Source organism: Streptomyces sp. NPDC050422, assembly GCF_044458665.1.
Lineage (GTDB): Bacteria > Actinomycetota > Actinomycetes > Streptomycetales > Streptomycetaceae > Streptomyces.
Genome location: NZ_JBITIE010000002.1, coordinates 55,971 through 71,909 on the forward strand (window position 1 = coordinate 55,971; position 15,939 = coordinate 71,909).

Below are 15,939 nucleotides of genomic sequence, written 5' to 3' on the forward strand. Positions count from 1 at the left end.
ACGGGCCCGGTGACCGAGGCCGCGCGAAATAGGTTCGCCGTTCTCCGGGCCCGGGTGAGATCCTGGGATCCGTATGTCTACTTCCTTCGCTGATCTCCAGTCCCAGCTCGGGCAGCTCTCGCTCCGCGACGCGCACCGGCTCGGCCGCCGCCTCGAAGGCGCGCGCCGCATTCGTCAGCCCGACGCCCAGCAGGGCGTGCTGGACGAGATCGCGGCCCAGGCCACGAAGGCAGCCGGACGGCTCGCGCTGCGGGCCGGGCGGATGCCTGTCCTCTCGTACCCCGAACAGCTGCCGGTCAGCCAGAAGAAGGACGAGATCCTTCAGGCGATACGCGACCACCAGGTCGTGATCGTCGCCGGTGAGACCGGCTCCGGCAAGACCACCCAGATCCCCAAGATCTGCATGGAGCTGGGCCGGGGCGTCCGCGGCATGATCGGCCACACACAGCCGCGCCGGATCGCGGCGCGCACGGTGGCCGAGCGGATCGCCGAGGAGCTGAACACTCCGCTGGGCGAGGCGGTCGGCTGGAAGGTCCGCTTCACCGACCAGGTCAACCAGGACGCGACCTTCGTCAAGCTGATGACGGACGGCATCCTGCTCGCCGAGATCCAGACGGACCGCGAGCTGCTCGCGTACGACACGATCATCATCGACGAGGCCCACGAGCGGTCGCTGAACATCGACTTCCTGCTCGGCTATCTGGCCCGGCTGCTGCCCAAGCGTCCGGATCTGAAGGTCGTCATCACCTCGGCGACCATCGACCCGGAGCGCTTCGCCCGCCACTTCGGCGAGGCGCCGATCGTCGAGGTCAGCGGGCGTACGTATCCGGTGGAGGTGCGCTACCGGCCCCTCCTGGAGGACGACAGCGAGGATGCCGACCGCGACCAGATCACCGCGATCTGCGACGCCGTCGACGAGCTCCAGTCCGAGGGGCCCGGCGACGTCCTGGTCTTCCTCTCCGGTGAGCGCGAGATCCGCGACACCGCGGACGCGCTCGGCAAGCGCAACCTCAGACATACCGAGGTACTCCCTCTCTACGCGCGCCTGTCGCACGCCGAACAGCACCGCGTGTTCCAGCGCCACACCGGACGCAGGGTCGTGCTGGCGACCAACGTCGCCGAGACCTCGCTGACCGTCCCCGGCATCAAGTACGTGATCGACCCGGGCAACGCCCGTATCTCCCGCTACAGCCATCGCACCAAGGTCCAGCGGCTGCCGATCGAGCGGATCTCGCAGGCCAGCGCCAACCAGCGCAAGGGCCGCTGCGGCCGTACGTCGGACGGCATCTGCATCCGGCTGTACTCCGAGGACGACTTCGTCACCCGTCCGGAGTTCACGGACCCGGAGATCCTCCGGACGAACCTGGCCTCCGTCATCCTGCAGATGACCGCGGCGGGTCTCGGCGACATCGAGAAGTTCCCGTTCATCGACCCGCCGGACCACCGCAACATCCGTGACGGCGTGCAGCTCCTCCAGGAGCTCGGTGCGCTGGATCCGGAGGAGAAGGATCCGAAGAAGCGGCTCACTCCGCTGGGGCGCAAGCTCTCGCAGCTGCCCGTGGACCCGCGCCTCGCCCGCATGGTCATCGAGGCCGACCGCAACGGCTGTGTCCGCGAGGTCATGGTCATCGCCTCCGCGCTCTCCATCCAGGACCCGCGCGAGCGGCCGTCCGAGAAGCAGACCCAGGCCGATCAGCAGCACGCCCGGTTCAAGGACGAGACGTCGGACTTCCTGGCGTTCCTGAACCTGTGGCGCTACATCCGCGAGCAGCAGAAGGAGCGCGGCTCCTCCAGCTTCCGCCGGATGTGCAAGCAGGAGTACCTGAACTTCCTGCGCATCCGCGAATGGCAGGACATCTACGCGCAACTGCGTACGGTCGCCAAGCAGATGGGCATCGAGCTCAATGAGGACGATGCTCCGGAGCAGTCCGTGCACACCTCGCTGCTGGCCGGTCTGCTGTCGCACATCGGGCTGAAGGACACCGAGAAGAACGAGTACCTGGGCGCCCGCAGCGCCAAGTTCGCGATCTTCCCCGGGTCTGCGCTCTTCAAGAAGCAGCCGCGGTTCGTGATGTCGGCCGAACTGGTGGAGACGTCCCGGCTGTGGGCGCGGGTCAACGCCCGGGTCGAGCCCGAGTGGATCGAACCGCTGGCCCAGCACCTGCTGAAGCGCACGTACAGCGAGCCGCACTGGGAGAAGGACCAGGCGGCGGTGATGGCGTACGAGCGGGTCACGCTGTACGGCGTCCCCATCGTCGCCCAGCGCAAGATCAATTTCGGCCGTATCGACCAGGAGGCCTCGCGGGATCTCTTCATCCGCAACGCCCTGGTCGAGGGAGACTGGCGCACCCACCACCAGTTCTTCCACGACAACCGCAAACTCCTGGGCGAGGTCGAGGAGTTGGAGCACCGCGCCCGGCGGCGCGACATCCTCGTGGACGACGAGACGCTCTTCGACTTCTACGACCAGCGCATCCCCGAACACGTCGTCTCCGGTGCCCACTTCGATTCGTGGTGGAAGCACAAGCGCAAGGACGAGCCGGACGCGCTGGACTTCGAGCGCTCCATGCTCATCAACGAGAAGGCCGGGGCCGTCACCAAGGACGACTACCCGGACTCCTGGCGGCAGGGGAAGCTCAAGTTCCGCGTGACGTACCAGTTCGAGCCCGGCGCGGACGCCGACGGTGTGACCGTCCACATCCCGCTCCAGGTGCTCAACCAGGTCACGTCCGAGGGCTTCGACTGGCAGATCCCGGGCCTGCGCGAGGAAGTGGTCACCGAGCTGATCCGTTCCCTGCCCAAGCCGATCCGCCGGCACTACGTCCCCGCGCCGAACTACGCGGACAAGTTCCTGGACCGGGCCGTACCGCTGCAGGAGCCGCTGCCGGTGACGCTGGCCCGCGAGCTCCAGCGGATGGTCGGCGTCCCGGTCACCGCGGACGACTTCGACCTGAGCCGCGTCCCGGACCATCTGAAGATCACCTTCCGGGTCGTCGACGAACGGCGCCGCAAGGTCGCCGAGGACAAGGACCTGGAGGCGCTGCGTGTCCAGCTGCGCCCCAAGGCCCGCCGCGCCCTCTCCCAGGCCGCAGCGGCGACCGCGGGGCCGACCGGGGAGTCCATCGAGCGTTCCGGCCTCACGGACTGGACGATCGGCACGCTGGACCGGGTCTTCGAGACCCGGAGGGCCGGACAGCCGGTCAAGGCTTTCCCGGCCCTGGTCGACCAGGGCGAAACCGTGGCCGTACGGCTCTTCGACACCGAGGCCGAGCAGCAGCAGGCGATGTGGCGCGGCACCCGGAAGCTGATCCTGCTGAACATCCCGGTGAACCCGGCGAAGTTCGCCTCGGACAAGCTCACCAACCAGCAGAAGCTCGCTCTGTCCCGTAATCCGCACGGCTCCATCCAGGCGCTCTTCGACGACTGCGCGACGGCGGCAGCCGACCGGCTGATCGCCGCGCACGGCGGCCCGGCCTGGGACGAGGCGTCGTTCCGGAAGCTGTACGACAAGGTGCGCGCCGACCTGGTGGACCTGACCGTCCGCACGATCGGCCAGGTCCAGCAGATCCTGGCGGCCTGGCAAGCCTGCGAGCGCCGGCTGAAGGCCACGAACAGCCTGGTCCTGATCAACAACGTCACGGACGTACGGGAGCACCTCGCCCGTCTCGTGCCGCCCGGGTTCGTCACCCTGACCGGGCTGCGCAGGCTGCCCGACCTGATGCGCTACCTCGTCGCCGAGGACCGCCGGCTCCAGCAGATGCCGACGAACGTCCAGCGCGACACCACGCGCATGGAGAAGGTCCACGAAATGCAGGACGAGTACGCCTGGCTGCTGGAGCAACTGCCGCAGGGCAGGCCCGTTCCGCAGGAGGTCCTGGACATCCGCTGGATGATCGAGGAGCTGCGGGTCAGCTACTTCGCGCACGCCCTCGGCACCGCGTTCCCCGTCTCCGACAAGCGGATCGTGAAGGCGATCGACGCCGCCGCCCCCTAGGGACTCCTGACGGTGGGTGCGTAACGGCTCCACCACCAGGAGTGAGGTCGACCGCACCCTCTGACCTCCTGTAGAGTCTGTCTTCGCAGCCAGCCGCAAGGCAGCCGCGAAAACCTGGTCCTGTGGAGCAGTTTGGAGTGCTCGCCACCCTGTCAAGGTGGAGGCCGCGGGTTCAAATCCCGTCAGGACCGCAGTAACGAAAGCCCGGATCCTCTGGATCCGGGCTTTCGCGCGTCTTGACTCCGGTGTCCGCCGACGAGTACTCAGAACCAAGGGCCGCCCCTGGTTTTCCCGGTCGGGGCGGCGCGCATCCACCGGGAGGTGGCGCGGATGGCCGCATCCACGAGCGGGGGCTTCCTGTCGGACCGGTCCGGTGCCCGCGAGCCGGTTCCGGCCGGGACCCGCGAGCCGGTTCCGCCCCTTGCCCGGGCCCCTGTTCGCGGCAGGGCGCCCCGGCACGAGATCCGCGCCCTGTTGCGCGCCCATCTTGCGGCGGCCTCGGGCTACCGCCACCTCACCCGGCACTGCGCGGTCTGCGCACGGTTACTGCGGCTCGCCATGGAGCCTCTGACGGCCTCCGGGCCACCGGACGCACTCGCAGCAGCCCCGGCCGCTCCCGAAGCGCCCAGAACGACCACAGCGCCCGCGCCCACACCCGCACCCGCACCCGCACCCGCACCCGCACCCGCACCCGCACCCGCACCACCGGAACAGACCGCAGAGCACGTGACGCCTTCCGGAGCGCCGGCGTCGGCCACGGAGCACGTGACGCCTTCCCGGGTGCCGGAACAGACCGCGCGGCCTGTGACGGAGACGGTGGCGGCGCCGGTCGCGGCGCCGGGCGGCAGCCCCCCTCGGACCCTCGCAAGGCCGCCCGCACCCTCCCGGATGACGGCCCGCCTCACCCCCACATGCGCTTCGGCATCCCCCGGAGGCCCCGAAGCGAGCAAGGAAGGGCGGCGCGGACCCGCATGGGCGCAGGACGAAAGTCCTCCCGCCGCGTGACCAATGGCTTGGCGTTCCGCTCCCCGGCAGTGGCAAGCTCGTACTTGGCAAGACTCATGCCGTGTGACGGGTGTCACCGAATCAGTTTTCAGAAGGGGTGGCTTTACGCCCTTCCTACAACTGGCGAATTTAATATGTGCAATTGCACCACTCGGCAGGGGTGCCTCCGGAAGCCCCCGGACGCCCCCGCCCGGACCGCCGGCAGTTCGGGGCGCACCGCCCCGCGCGGAGGCGAACAGGACCCCACGAGACCCGTCCGGAGCCAACCGGACGCCCGGTTTCCAGTGTCGCGACGCGGACGCACCCCGGGGGTGACAGCGAGAGCCCACGCCGGCCGCGCGCACAAAAAAGATCGCGCTGGACCCGGCGGAGTCCAGCGCGATCTGATGACAAAACCCGTATGGCACAGGTATGGCGCCCGTTGGGGCGGGCGCCCGTCATATGGAGCTATGGGTGGGCTATACGGGTTGGGGGACCCAAAAGCCCAGTTGTGACGCGGCGACAGGGGTATGTCAGGCCTCGCTGCGCTGCTGCGGAATACCCGCAAGCAGTGCGCGGACCTCTGCCTCGCGGTACCGGCGATGTCCACCGAGCGTGCGGATGGACGTGAGCTTGCCTGCCTTGGCCCAACGGGTAACCGTCTTCGGGTCCACGCGGAACATCGTGGCAACCTCAGCCGGGGTCAGCAGCGGCTCGGCATCAGGGGTGCGAGCGGTCATGAGCGGCCTCCTCGGGAGAACCGAACCATCTCGGTTCTTTCCTCTAAATTCTGCACCTTGACCCGCGTTGCCCGAAATGGCGGACGCGGGCCGAGTCGGTTATAGGACGAACGGCTTGTCCTCGGCACTACAACTACACCATCCGTCCAGCCACGTCGGCCAAACCGATGGAATTGCCCTCCCAGGTGTTCATCAGCGACGGAAGCCGATGGACCATGCCATAGCGGACAGTCACACCACCGTGACGATCAGTCACAGAGCGATCAGGAGTCATCAGACCCCCCATAGAGTGCAATGCTGAGCATTCCGCCCACACTTGGACGGATCGAGCCCTCCCCGGACTCCTTGTCCTATTTTGGCACGAGGAGTAGGGAAGGACGCAAGGGCCCCGTAAGTGCTATCCATCACGCTTGAGACAAAGGCCCGGTTCGGGACGTAGGTCCCGAGACCACTGCGATACGGTTCCGCCTCTTCACCCTCACGTGTCACACGGGTCACAGGTTCATGGATCGTCAGTTCGCAAACTGGCGGTCCCTCACGGCCCTCCAGCGCTCCGCCAGACGCGCGTACGCCTCGCTCGCCCTCTCGGCGTCCCCGGCACCCAGCGCCGCGATGCCCTCGGCCACGTCCGCGGCGCTCCGGTCCCCGGCGAGCTGCTCCGGCGACAGGGCGTGCACCAGCCCGCCGTAGTCCAGCTCCACTAGCGCGCGCGGGTGGAACTCCTCCAGCCACCGCCCGACGTCCACCAACCCCTCGGTCAGCGGACCGTCGTCCATGGACTCCCGCAGCGTCTTCAGTCCGCGCGCGAGCCTGCGTCGCGCCTGGACCATCGGCGTCCGGTACCGCAGCAGCGGCGGCTCGCCGTCCTCCCCCGCCTCCAGGTACTCGCGCTCCTCGTCCGAGAACAGGACGAACCAGCGCACCGGGACCTGCCACACCGCCGTCCTGATCCACGGCCGGGCATCCGGATTGCGCTCCGACCACCGCTCGTGGTCGGCCACGGCCTGCCCGCGCACCACCGGCGGCAGCACCGCGTCGAGCACCGCGCCCGGAAACATCTCCGTCAGCCCGTCCAGCGCCAGCCACCCGCGCAGCCGGGTCCGCCACGGGCAGACGCACACCACCCCGTCCACCTCGGCGACGAACGCGTCGGCGCTCTCGTGCGCCGGCACGCCGACCGGCGGGGTAGCCGCCAAGTCGGCCAGGGAACGGCGCAGTTCGTCCTGGGCCGTGGGGATCCGGTCGCGGCCCGCATAGCGGGCCCAGTGAGCACGTTCCGCTTCGGGGAAGGCCGCCAGTGGCTCGTACACCCGGAGGTAGGACGCGTAAGGGACGAGCACTGAAGACACCACCGACATGCAGCGATCGTGTCACGCCCGTACTCCTGTAGGGGGTGATCCTCGGCACTGGACCAGATCTGCGCCCGCCGAGGACTTACGCTCTTGCCCGGACGGACCGGCCGAGCCGGCCCTTCCGGGCCCTCCCCACCTTCAGGAGGGTCTCCCCGCCGCTTCGTACTTGGGAGTCACCACAGTGACCGATGTGACCGGCGCGCCTGTCGACGTACTGCACACCCTGTTCCACTCGGATCAGGGTGGACACGAACAAGTCGTGCTCTGCCAGGACCGCGCCAGCGGCCTCAAGGCCGTCATCGCCCTCCACTCCACCGCTCTGGGCCCGGCCCTGGGCGGCACCCGCTTCTACCCGTACGCCTCCGAGCAGGAGGCCGTCGCGGACGCGCTGAACCTGGCGCGCGGCATGTCGTACAAGAACGCCATGGCCGGTCTCGACCACGGCGGCGGCAAGGCCGTCATCATCGGAGACCCGGAGCAGATCAAGACCGAGGAACTCCTGCTGGCCTACGGCCGCTTCGTGGCCTCGCTCGGCGGGCGCTACGTGACGGCCTGCGATGTCGGCACCTACGTCGCCGACATGGACGTCGTGGCCCGCGAGTGCCGCTGGACCACCGGCCGCTCCCCCGAGAACGGCGGCGCCGGCGACTCCTCCGTACTCACCGCGTTCGGCGTCTTCCAGGGCATGCGGGCCTCGGCCCAGCACCTCTGGGGCGACCCGACGCTGCGTGGCCGGAAAGTGGGGGTCGCGGGTGTCGGCAAGGTGGGTCACCACCTCGTCGAGCACCTGCTGTCGGACGGCGCCGAGGTCGTGATCACGGATGTGCGGGAAGAGTCCGTGCGCCGGATCACCGAGAAGCACCCCGAGGTCGCCGTCGCGGCGGACACCGCGGCGCTGGTCCGTACCGAGGGTCTGGACATCTACGCGCCGTGTGCGCTCGGCGGCGCTCTCGACGACGACACCGTTCCGGTGCTCACCGCCTCGGTGGTGTGCGGCGCGGCCAACAACCAGCTCGCGCACCCGGGTGTCGAGAAGGACCTGGCGGACCGGTCGATCCTGTACGCACCCGACTACGTGGTGAACGCGGGCGGTGTCATCCAGGTCGCGGACGAACTGCACGGCTTCGACTTCGACCGGTGCAGGGCGAAGGCCTCGAAGATCTTCGACACCACCCTGGGTATCTTTGCGCGTGCGAAGGCCGACGGTATCCCGCCGGCCGCGGCCGCCGACCGGATCGCCGAGCAGCGGATGGCGGACGCCCGCCGTAGCTGACCGCACCGGGAGCCCTACAGGGCGTCACCCCCGCGCATGGCCTGCCGACCCGCCGACCGGCGAGACAAGACTCACGCCGGTCGGCGGGTCGCGTGCCAATAAGAGGTTAAAATCGCAGTTGACCAGCGAGGACAAGCTCTTCGCGGGTCCTCTTCCGGGGCACGTGATGCGGGCGGCGTACCGTATGGCCGCGGAAGCAGGTACCGTTAAAGCACTACAGGCACGGCCTCTCTGTCGAGAGTCCGTCCTGAAACATGAACGCGTGTCAAGACTCTGGGGCCGTCGAGCCCCGTCACCGAGGGGGTCGAGCCATGGGGCGCGGCCGGGCAAAGGCCAAGCAGACCAAGGTCGCCCGTCAGCTGAAGTACAGCAGCGGCGGGACTGACCTGTCGCGTCTGGCCAATGAGCTGGGCGCATCACCTTCGAGTCAACCACCGAACGCCGAGCCGTTCGAGGACGACGACGAGGAAGATGACCCGTACGCACAGTACGCGGATCAGTACAACAACGACGAGGACGCGGACGAGGACGACCAGTCCGGTCCGTCGTCACAGCGCCGCGGCGCTTGACCTCGCGCTGACACATCAACCCGGTCCGGGCATGTCCCGGACCGGGTTCTGTGCTGTCCCGGTCCGGAGCGTGGCTCCGTACTGCGCCACCGTCGGCCACCTGGCCCTCGGCCGGCCTTCATGTCCATGGCGTCGTGCCCATGGCGTCCGGACGGGCCTTCGCGGCCCGTCCGCCACCTGAGGGCACCCTGCGCGCCCGTACTCAGCGCGCGTACCCGCCCACGAGCTCCGCACCGGTCGCGTGCGCACCGCGGTCGGTGATCTCGCCCGCGACCCAGGAGTCGACACCGCGGTTGGCCAGCGTCGTCAGCGCCGCGTCCACCGATTCGGCGGGGACGATCGCGATCATGCCGACGCCCATGTTGAGCGTCTTCTCCAGCTCCAGTTGCTCGACCTGACCGGCCTTGCCGACGAGGTCGAAGACCGCGCCGGGCGTCCAGGTGGAACGGTCCACCGTCGCGTGCAGGCTGTCGGGGACGACCCGGGCGAGGTTGTTGGCCAGACCGCCGCCGGTGACGTGACTGAAGCCGTGCACCTCGGTCGTACGGGTCAGCGCCAGGCAGTCCAGGGAGTAGATCCGGGTCGGCTCCAGGAGCTCCTCGCCGAGCGTCCGGCCGAACTCCTCGACCTCGCGGTCCAGCGCCCAGCCGGCCCGGTCGAAGACGACGTGGCGGACGAGCGAGTACCCGTTGGAGTGAAGGCCGGACGATGCCATCGCGATGACGGCGTCGCCCTTGCGGATGCGGTCCGGGCCCAGCAGGCGGTCGGCCTCGACCACGCCCGTACCGGCGCCGGCGACATCGAAGTCGTCCGGGCCCAGCAGGCCGGGGTGCTCGGCGGTCTCGCCGCCGACCAGGGCGCAGCCGGCCAGCACACAGCCTTCGGCGATGCCCTTCACGATGGCCGCGACACGCTCGGGATGCACCTTGCCGACACAGATGTAGTCGGTCATGAAGAGCGGCTCGGCACCGCAGACGACGAGGTCGTCCACGACCATGCCGACGAGGTCGTGGCCGATGGTGTCGTACACGCCCATCTGGCGGGCGAGGTCGACCTTCGTACCGACGCCGTCCGTGGCGGAGGCGAGCAGCGGTCGCTCGTAGCGCTTGAGCGCGGAGGCGTCGAAGAGTCCGGCGAAGCCGCCGAGTCCGCCGAGTCCTGCGACCTCGGGGCGCTGCGTCTTCTTCACCCACTGCTTCATCAGCTCTACGGCGCGGTCGCCGGCCTCGATGTCGACGCCCGCTGCCGCGTAGGAAGCACCTGTTGTCTCAGACATTGCCTGGGATCTTTCGTGTGGAAATACGGGGCTGGTGGAAAGGCCGGCGAACGGTCCGGGTCACGGACGGCGCAGCGCGTCGGCCGCGGCGGTCGCCGCAGGGCCTGCCGCCAGCTCGGTCTCCAGCAGCTGCTTGCCGAGCAGCTCCGGGTCCGGAAGCTCCATCGGGTACTCGCCGTCGAAGCAGGCGCGGCACAGATTCGGCTTGTCGATCGTCGTCGCCTCGATCATCGCGTCGATCGAGATGTACGAGAGCGAGTCGGCCCCCATCGAGGTGGCGATCTCGTCGACGGACATGCCGTTGGCGATCAGCTCGGCGCGGGTGGCGAAGTCGATGCCGAAGAAGCAGGGCCACTTCACCGGCGGGGAGGAGATCCGGATGTGGATCTCGGCGGCGCCGGCCTCGCGGAGCATCCGGACGAGTGCGCGCTGGGTGTTGCCGCGGACGATCGAGTCGTCCACGACCACCAGTCGCTTGCCCTTGATGACTTCCTTGAGCGGGTTCAGCTTGAGGCGGATGCCGAGCTGCCGGATGGTCTGGGACGGCTGGATGAAGGTCCGGCCGACGTAGGCGTTCTTGACGAGTCCGACGCCGAACGGGATTCCGCTGGCTTCGGCGTACCCGACGGCCGCAGGGGTGCCGGATTCCGGGGTCGCTATGACCAGATCGGCATCCACCGGGGCTTCGGCAGCCAGCCTGCGGCCCATCTCCACCCGGGAGAGGTAGACGTTGCGCCCGGCGATATCGGTGTCGGGGCGGGCCAGGTAGACGTACTCGAAGACACAGCCCTTGGGCTTCGCTTCCGCGAATCGCGAGGTGCGCAGGCCGTTCTCGTCGATGGCGATGAGCTCGCCCGGCTCGATCTCACGGACGAAGCTGGCGCCGCAGATGTCGAGGGCGGCGGACTCGGAGGCCACCACCCAGCCGCGCTCCAGCCGGCCGAGGACCAGCGGACGGATGCCCTGCGGGTCACGGGCCGCGTAGAGGGTGTGCTCATCCATGAAGACGAGGGAGAAGGCACCCTTCACCTCGGGGAGCACCTTCGCGGCGGCCTCCTCGATGGTGAGCGGCTTGCCGTCGTCGTCGGTCTGGCCGGCGAGCAGCGCGGTCACCAGGTCGGTGTCGTTGGTCGCCGCGACCTGGGTGGCGCGGCCGTCCTTGCGCGGAAGGTCGGCGACCATCTCCGCGAGCTGGGCCGTGTTGACCAGGTTGCCGTTGTGACCCAGGGCGATCGAGCCGTGCGCGGTCGCACGGAACGTCGGCTGCGCGTTCTCCCACACCGAGGCGCCGGTGGTGGAGTAGCGGGCATGACCGACCGCGATATGGCCCTGGAGCGATCCCAGAGAAGTTTCGTCGAAGACCTGCGAGACCAGTCCCATGTCCTTGAAGACCAGGATCTGGGACCCGTTGCTCACTGCGATACCCGCGGACTCCTGTCCACGGTGCTGCAGGGCATACAGTCCGAAATAGGTGAGCTTGGCGACCTCTTCGCCCGGAGCCCAGACACCGAAGACGCCGCAAGCGTCCTGGGGGCCTTTCTCTCCGGGGAGCAGGTCGTGGTTGAGTCGTCCATCACCACGAGGCACGCCACCGAGTGTAGGGGAGATCGACCACTGGTCCGAATTGGGGAAGCCCCGCCGGACCGCGGAAGAAGCACCCCCGCACCCACCTCCCCAACCGCATCGAACGGTGACTCGGAGTGATCACCGCCCGGCGGCGAACGACCGCCCACAGCCGCCTCGGGGCAGTCGTCGCCCGGATCGCCGGTGGGTTACCGACAAGTTCCGGCCGCGGTGGCTCCCTGCACCCGGGCCCGCCCGTGGCACTCCGTGAGGTAGCTCGTCACACCATCGGGCGGGGTGGCCGAACGCTCGTTTCGTGGTGAGCCTCACACCGGGTGCGGGGCGCGAGGACCGGTATGCACTTCTTGTGACGCCCGGGTCTCGCCGCGGGAGCGTCCGAAGCGCGAGACCGGCGTTGACAGGCGCATGTCTCATTGGCAGGCTCCTGCCCCATGCAGCCCCTCGGTGATCACACGGTCACGCTCGTGGAGCGCCGTCACGTCGATCTGGGACGTGTCTCGAGCGCCATCTGTCGCCGCGCCTGAGTCCTTCGGCGCACGCGAGGGTTCCGCTGCTCCCCCTCTCCATCCCCCTCCCTCTCTGCCTCGGCCTTCCCTGAAGCTGCCTGGTTCCGTCGCTCGACGCGACGCCCCGGCCGCTCCGTGACGCTGCGGTTCCCTCGCGTCCACTGCACCCCTGGTGCCCCGCGCATCGCGCGCACCTGTTGTGCCGCCTGCATCGCACGTAACCGTTACGTCGCCTGCATCACGTACGCGTGACGTCGCCTGCATCGCACATAGCCGCTGAGCCCCCGCCTCCGCGCCTCCTCGCCTCCTCGCCTCCCTCGTGCCCGTTGCGTTTCTCGGACGTCCGTCACTGTCCGGCCGGTCCGAAAGCGCCCCTGTGCGGCGGAGCCCTGTCCTGCCCCTGGAGCAGCCATGACCACACGTGACCCGAACAACGGTTCCAGCAGCAATCCTCTGACGCGGCGCGCCTTCGGGACCGCCGTCGGCGCCACAGCAGCTGCCGCCGCGGTGGGACTGCCCGCCGCCACCAGCGCCTCGGCCGAAACGGCAGACGAGCAGCCCTTCCGTGCGGCCCGGGGCCGGCACTCCCGGCGGCCCAACATCCTCTTCATCCTCGGGGACGACCTCGGCTGGGCCGATCTCTCCTCCTACGGATCGCCGGACATCCGTACCCCGAACCTGGACCGGCTCGGCCGGCAGGGCGTGCGGTTCACCGACGCCTACGCCGGGTCCGCCACCTGCTCACCGACCCGGTTCAGCCTGTACACCGGCCGCTACCCCGGGCGTACGAAGGGCGGCCTGGCCGAACCCATCGCAGACCGGTCGGTCGGTCTCGACCCCACCCACCCGACCCTCGCATCGCTTCTGCGCGGTGCCGGGTACGCGACCGCGCTGATCGGCAAGTGGCACTGCGGCTATCTGCCGGACTACAGCCCCACCAAGTCCGGCTGGGACGAGTTCTTCGGCAACTTCGGCGGCGCCCTGGAGTACTACTCGAAGCTCGGTCTCGGCGGCGAGTACGACCTGTACGAGGGTGATGCCGAGTACAAGGACCTGCGGTACTACACCCGCGTCCTCACCGAGCGGGCGAGCGAGTACGTACAGCGCGACCACGACAAGCCATGGCTGCTGAACCTCAACTTCACCACCCCGCACTGGCCCTGGATCGCCGAGGGCGACACGGCCGAGAGCGCCGAGATCGTACGGAAGATCAAGGAGGGCGGCCTCGGGGGGCTGTTCCACGCCGACGGGGGTTCGCTCGCCAAGTACAAGGAGATGGTCGAGGACCTGGACCGGTCGGTCGGCGAGGTGCTGAAGGCGTTGAAGCGCTCCGGTCAGGAGGAGGACACCCTGGTGTTCTTCGCCAGCGACAACGGCGGCGAACGCTTCTCGTACCAGTGGCCGCTCTCCGGCAACAAGAGCTCCCTCCAGGAGGGAGGCATACGGGTCCCGGCCGTGCTGCGCTGGCCGGCCAGGATCGCCCCCCGCCAGGTGAGCGACCTGCCACTGTTCTCGCCCGACTGGACGGCGACGCTGCTGGAGCTCGGCGGGGCCCGGCCGGACCCGGCCCACCCGCTGGACGGCATCAGCCTGGCCGGGTACCTGCTGCGTGCCGAGCAGCCGAAGGAACGGGACCTCTTCTGGCGGGTTCGCGGGGAGCGTGCGCTGCGGCGCGGCGACTGGAAGTACTACCGGGGCAAGGGCGGGGCCGACCAGCTCTTCAACCTGGCGCACGACCAGCGGGAGCAGGCCGACCGGGCCGCCGCCGAACCGGAGCTGCTCGCCGAACTGCGGGCGGCCTGGGAGCGGACGGATGCCGGCCTGTTGCCGTATCCGAAGGCCTCCTGACCCTCTGCTGCCACCCTGCCCCTGATGGGGGTGACGGCCCACCGGCGTCGTGATCCGCCGGCGGCCCGTCACCCCATCAGGGGCAGCAACGCGGCAAGGTCCGCCCGCTCCCCACTGGCGCTGACCTTGGCCGCGTCGAGCTCGCGCGCCCAGTCCGTACGTCCGGTGGCCAGCCTGATCCAGGTGAGCGCGTCGGTCTCGACGACGTTGGGCGGTGTGCCGCGGGTGTGCCGGGGCCCCTGGACGCACTGGACGACCGCGAACGGCGGGATCCGCACCTCGACCGAGCCACCCGGCGCCTTCTCCGCCAGAGCGTCGGCGAGCAACCGGGTGCAGGCTGCGAGCGCCTGGCGGTCGTACGGGATGCCCAGCCCCGTCGCCTCGTTGAGGTCGTACGTGTGCACGACGAGTTCTACGGTCCGGGTGACCAGGAAGTCCCCGAGCCGCATGGCGCCGACCCGTGTGGCAAGCAACCGGTCCTCGGGGACGCCTGGCACCAGCGCCTCGAAGCGGTCGGCCACCTCTCCGTACAGCGCGTCCACATCGGGGTGGCCGGCGGCGAGCGCAACGGTGTCGTCGGCGATCCGGCCGGCCCGTCCGGCTGTCGAGAACGGCCACTCCAGCAAACTCACCTCGGGCTTGGCGAGGACGGGCTCGGGCAGCTCCAGGTTCCTGCTGGCGTGCGAGAGCGCCATGGTGAGGTGGACGGCGAGCTCACGCACCGACCACTCACCGAGCCCGCTCGGGCCGTCCAGTTGCTGCGGTGTCAGGGTGCTTACGGCAGCCCGGACATGGGAGAACTGCGCCAGGACCGCGGTGCGGGTCCTGACCGGGTCGTAGCGGCGGGCGCGCTTCTGGGACGGCGGCATGGACGGGAGCCTACGGCGTACGGCAGTGCCCGAACCCACAGCGCCAGCAACGGCGCCGTCCCCTGCACGGCACTGCACGCAGGGCACGCACGGCAGGCACAGCACCAGGGCACTGCACGCAGGGCACGCACGGCAGGCACAGCACCAGGGCACAGCATGCAGGGCACGGCGTCCCACCGGAACGGTGCCGGCCCAGCATCAGGGGCCGGCACCGGAATCACCGTGGGCCCACGGGTCAGGCCCGGGTCGCGAAGTCGCCCAGGCCCTTCTCGAGCAGGTCGAACGCTCGCTCGGCGAGAGCGACGGCATCCGATGCGATGGCCTCGGCGGATTCGCCGGCCAGCAGCCGCCGGTGGTTCTCGGTGATCAGGGTGTTGCGCGTGCCGATCAGCTGGGCTGCCACGATGCGCGCGACAGCCGGGTCCTCACCGTCCTCGACCAGAACGTCGATGAGCAGCTCGTCGGTGCGGGCGAAGAAGGCGTGGGCCCGGGTGAGCAGGGCCGGCGTCTGCTGGATCAGCCGTAGGAGTCCGAGCGCCACCGGTGAATCGCTCATCCCCACCGCGGGATCCCGGCGCTCGATGGCAGCCAGGAACTGGCGGCGCATGCCGGCCACTGCGGACTCGCCAAGGGCCCGGTCCCCGACCACCTGTGCGACATCGCCGATGTGCTCCTCCATGGGAGCGAGAACCAGGTCTTCCTTGCTGTCGAAGTAGTTGAAGACAGTCATCTTCGACACGTCGGCTGCTTCGGCGACTTCCGCAACCGAGACCTGATCGAACCCGCGCTCGGTGAAGAGCCTCGTGGCCTCGGCCAACAGACGGCTACGTGTCTGGATCTTCTTGCGCTCTCGCAGGCTCATCCCCTCGATCATGGCATCACTGTACCAGGATGAAATTTGATCTCGGCTTAAATCTTGACTAGGTCTATATTTATGGGAGGGT

Annotated in this window: 12 protein-coding genes and 1 tRNA gene; 7 read left to right on the forward strand and 6 right to left on the reverse strand. The window is 69.1% G+C overall.

From position 1 onward, the window contains the following. The first annotated feature begins 73 nt into the window (after window positions 1-73). From hrpA to ACIBJG_RS03175, 3 genes are all read left to right on the forward strand, one after another. Window positions 74-3,994: an ATP-dependent RNA helicase HrpA gene (gene hrpA, locus ACIBJG_RS03165; RefSeq protein WP_399303371.1), complete on the forward strand. Its 3,921-nt coding sequence runs from the start codon at window positions 74-76 to the stop codon at window positions 3,992-3,994. A gap of 116 nt (window positions 3,995-4,110) precedes the next feature. Next, window positions 4,111-4,185 (forward strand) — tRNA-Asp (locus ACIBJG_RS03170). Between the two features lie 139 nt (window positions 4,186-4,324). Further along, window positions 4,325-4,999 (forward strand): DUF6274 family protein, encoded by a 675-nt coding sequence (locus ACIBJG_RS03175; RefSeq protein ID WP_399303373.1) that lies wholly within the window; start codon window positions 4,325-4,327, stop codon window positions 4,997-4,999. Between the two features lie 512 nt (window positions 5,000-5,511). Here ACIBJG_RS03175 and bldC read toward each other — a convergent pair. Together bldC and ACIBJG_RS03185 are read right to left on the reverse strand one after the other, a co-directional pair. After that, on the reverse strand, window positions 5,512-5,718 hold the full coding sequence (gene bldC, locus ACIBJG_RS03180) for a developmental transcriptional regulator BldC (RefSeq protein ID WP_003949541.1): 207 nt from the start codon (window positions 5,716-5,718) through the stop codon (window positions 5,512-5,514). Window positions 5,719-6,230: 512 nt separating this feature from the next. After that, window positions 6,231-7,076 carry a hypothetical protein gene (locus tag ACIBJG_RS03185; protein ID WP_399303375.1) on the reverse strand — a complete coding sequence of 282 codons (846 nt, stop codon included), beginning with the start codon at window positions 7,074-7,076 and terminating at the stop codon, window positions 6,231-6,233. 175 nt (window positions 7,077-7,251) lie between these two features. Here ACIBJG_RS03185 and ACIBJG_RS03190 point away from each other — a divergent pair, with 175 nt between their 5' ends. Together ACIBJG_RS03190 and ACIBJG_RS03195 are read left to right on the forward strand one after the other, a co-directional pair. Further along, window positions 7,252-8,343 carry a Leu/Phe/Val dehydrogenase gene (locus ACIBJG_RS03190; protein ID WP_399303377.1) on the forward strand — a complete coding sequence of 364 codons (1,092 nt, stop codon included), beginning with the start codon at window positions 7,252-7,254 and terminating at the stop codon, window positions 8,341-8,343. 311 nt (window positions 8,344-8,654) lie between these two features. Then, window positions 8,655-8,912 carry a DUF3073 domain-containing protein gene (locus ACIBJG_RS03195; protein WP_399303379.1) on the forward strand — a complete coding sequence of 86 codons (258 nt, stop codon included), beginning with the start codon at window positions 8,655-8,657 and terminating at the stop codon, window positions 8,910-8,912. Between the two features lie 202 nt (window positions 8,913-9,114). On the opposite strand, the gene purM is transcribed toward ACIBJG_RS03195, so the two are convergent. Further along, window positions 9,115-10,188 carry a phosphoribosylformylglycinamidine cyclo-ligase gene (purM, locus tag ACIBJG_RS03200; RefSeq protein ID WP_399303381.1) on the reverse strand — a complete coding sequence of 358 codons (1,074 nt, stop codon included), beginning with the start codon at window positions 10,186-10,188 and terminating at the stop codon, window positions 9,115-9,117. A gap of 60 nt (window positions 10,189-10,248) precedes the next feature. Beyond that, window positions 10,249-11,775 (reverse strand): amidophosphoribosyltransferase, encoded by a 1,527-nt coding sequence (purF, locus tag ACIBJG_RS03205; RefSeq protein WP_399303383.1) that lies wholly within the window; start codon window positions 11,773-11,775, stop codon window positions 10,249-10,251. A gap of 428 nt (window positions 11,776-12,203) precedes the next feature. Between purF and ACIBJG_RS03210 the strand changes: the two genes are divergently transcribed. Further along, window positions 12,204-12,296, forward strand: coding sequence for a putative leader peptide (locus tag ACIBJG_RS03210; RefSeq protein WP_362540389.1), 93 nt, complete (start codon window positions 12,204-12,206; stop codon window positions 12,294-12,296). Between the two features lie 393 nt (window positions 12,297-12,689). Continuing rightward, entirely contained in the window at window positions 12,690-14,126 is a 1,437-nt protein-coding gene (locus ACIBJG_RS03215) for a sulfatase (protein WP_399303385.1), read from the forward strand. Window positions 14,127-14,194: 68 nt separating this feature from the next. Here the strand turns inward: ACIBJG_RS03215 and ACIBJG_RS03220 are convergent, their stop codons facing one another. Further along, entirely contained in the window at window positions 14,195-14,995 is an 801-nt protein-coding gene (locus ACIBJG_RS03220; protein ID WP_399303387.1) for a sterol carrier family protein, read from the reverse strand. A 235-nt stretch (window positions 14,996-15,230) separates the two neighbouring features. Further along, window positions 15,231-15,869, reverse strand: a complete 639-nt coding sequence (locus ACIBJG_RS03225; protein ID WP_399303389.1) for a TetR/AcrR family transcriptional regulator — start codon at window positions 15,867-15,869, stop codon at window positions 15,231-15,233. Window positions 15,870-15,939 lie beyond the last annotated feature (70 nt).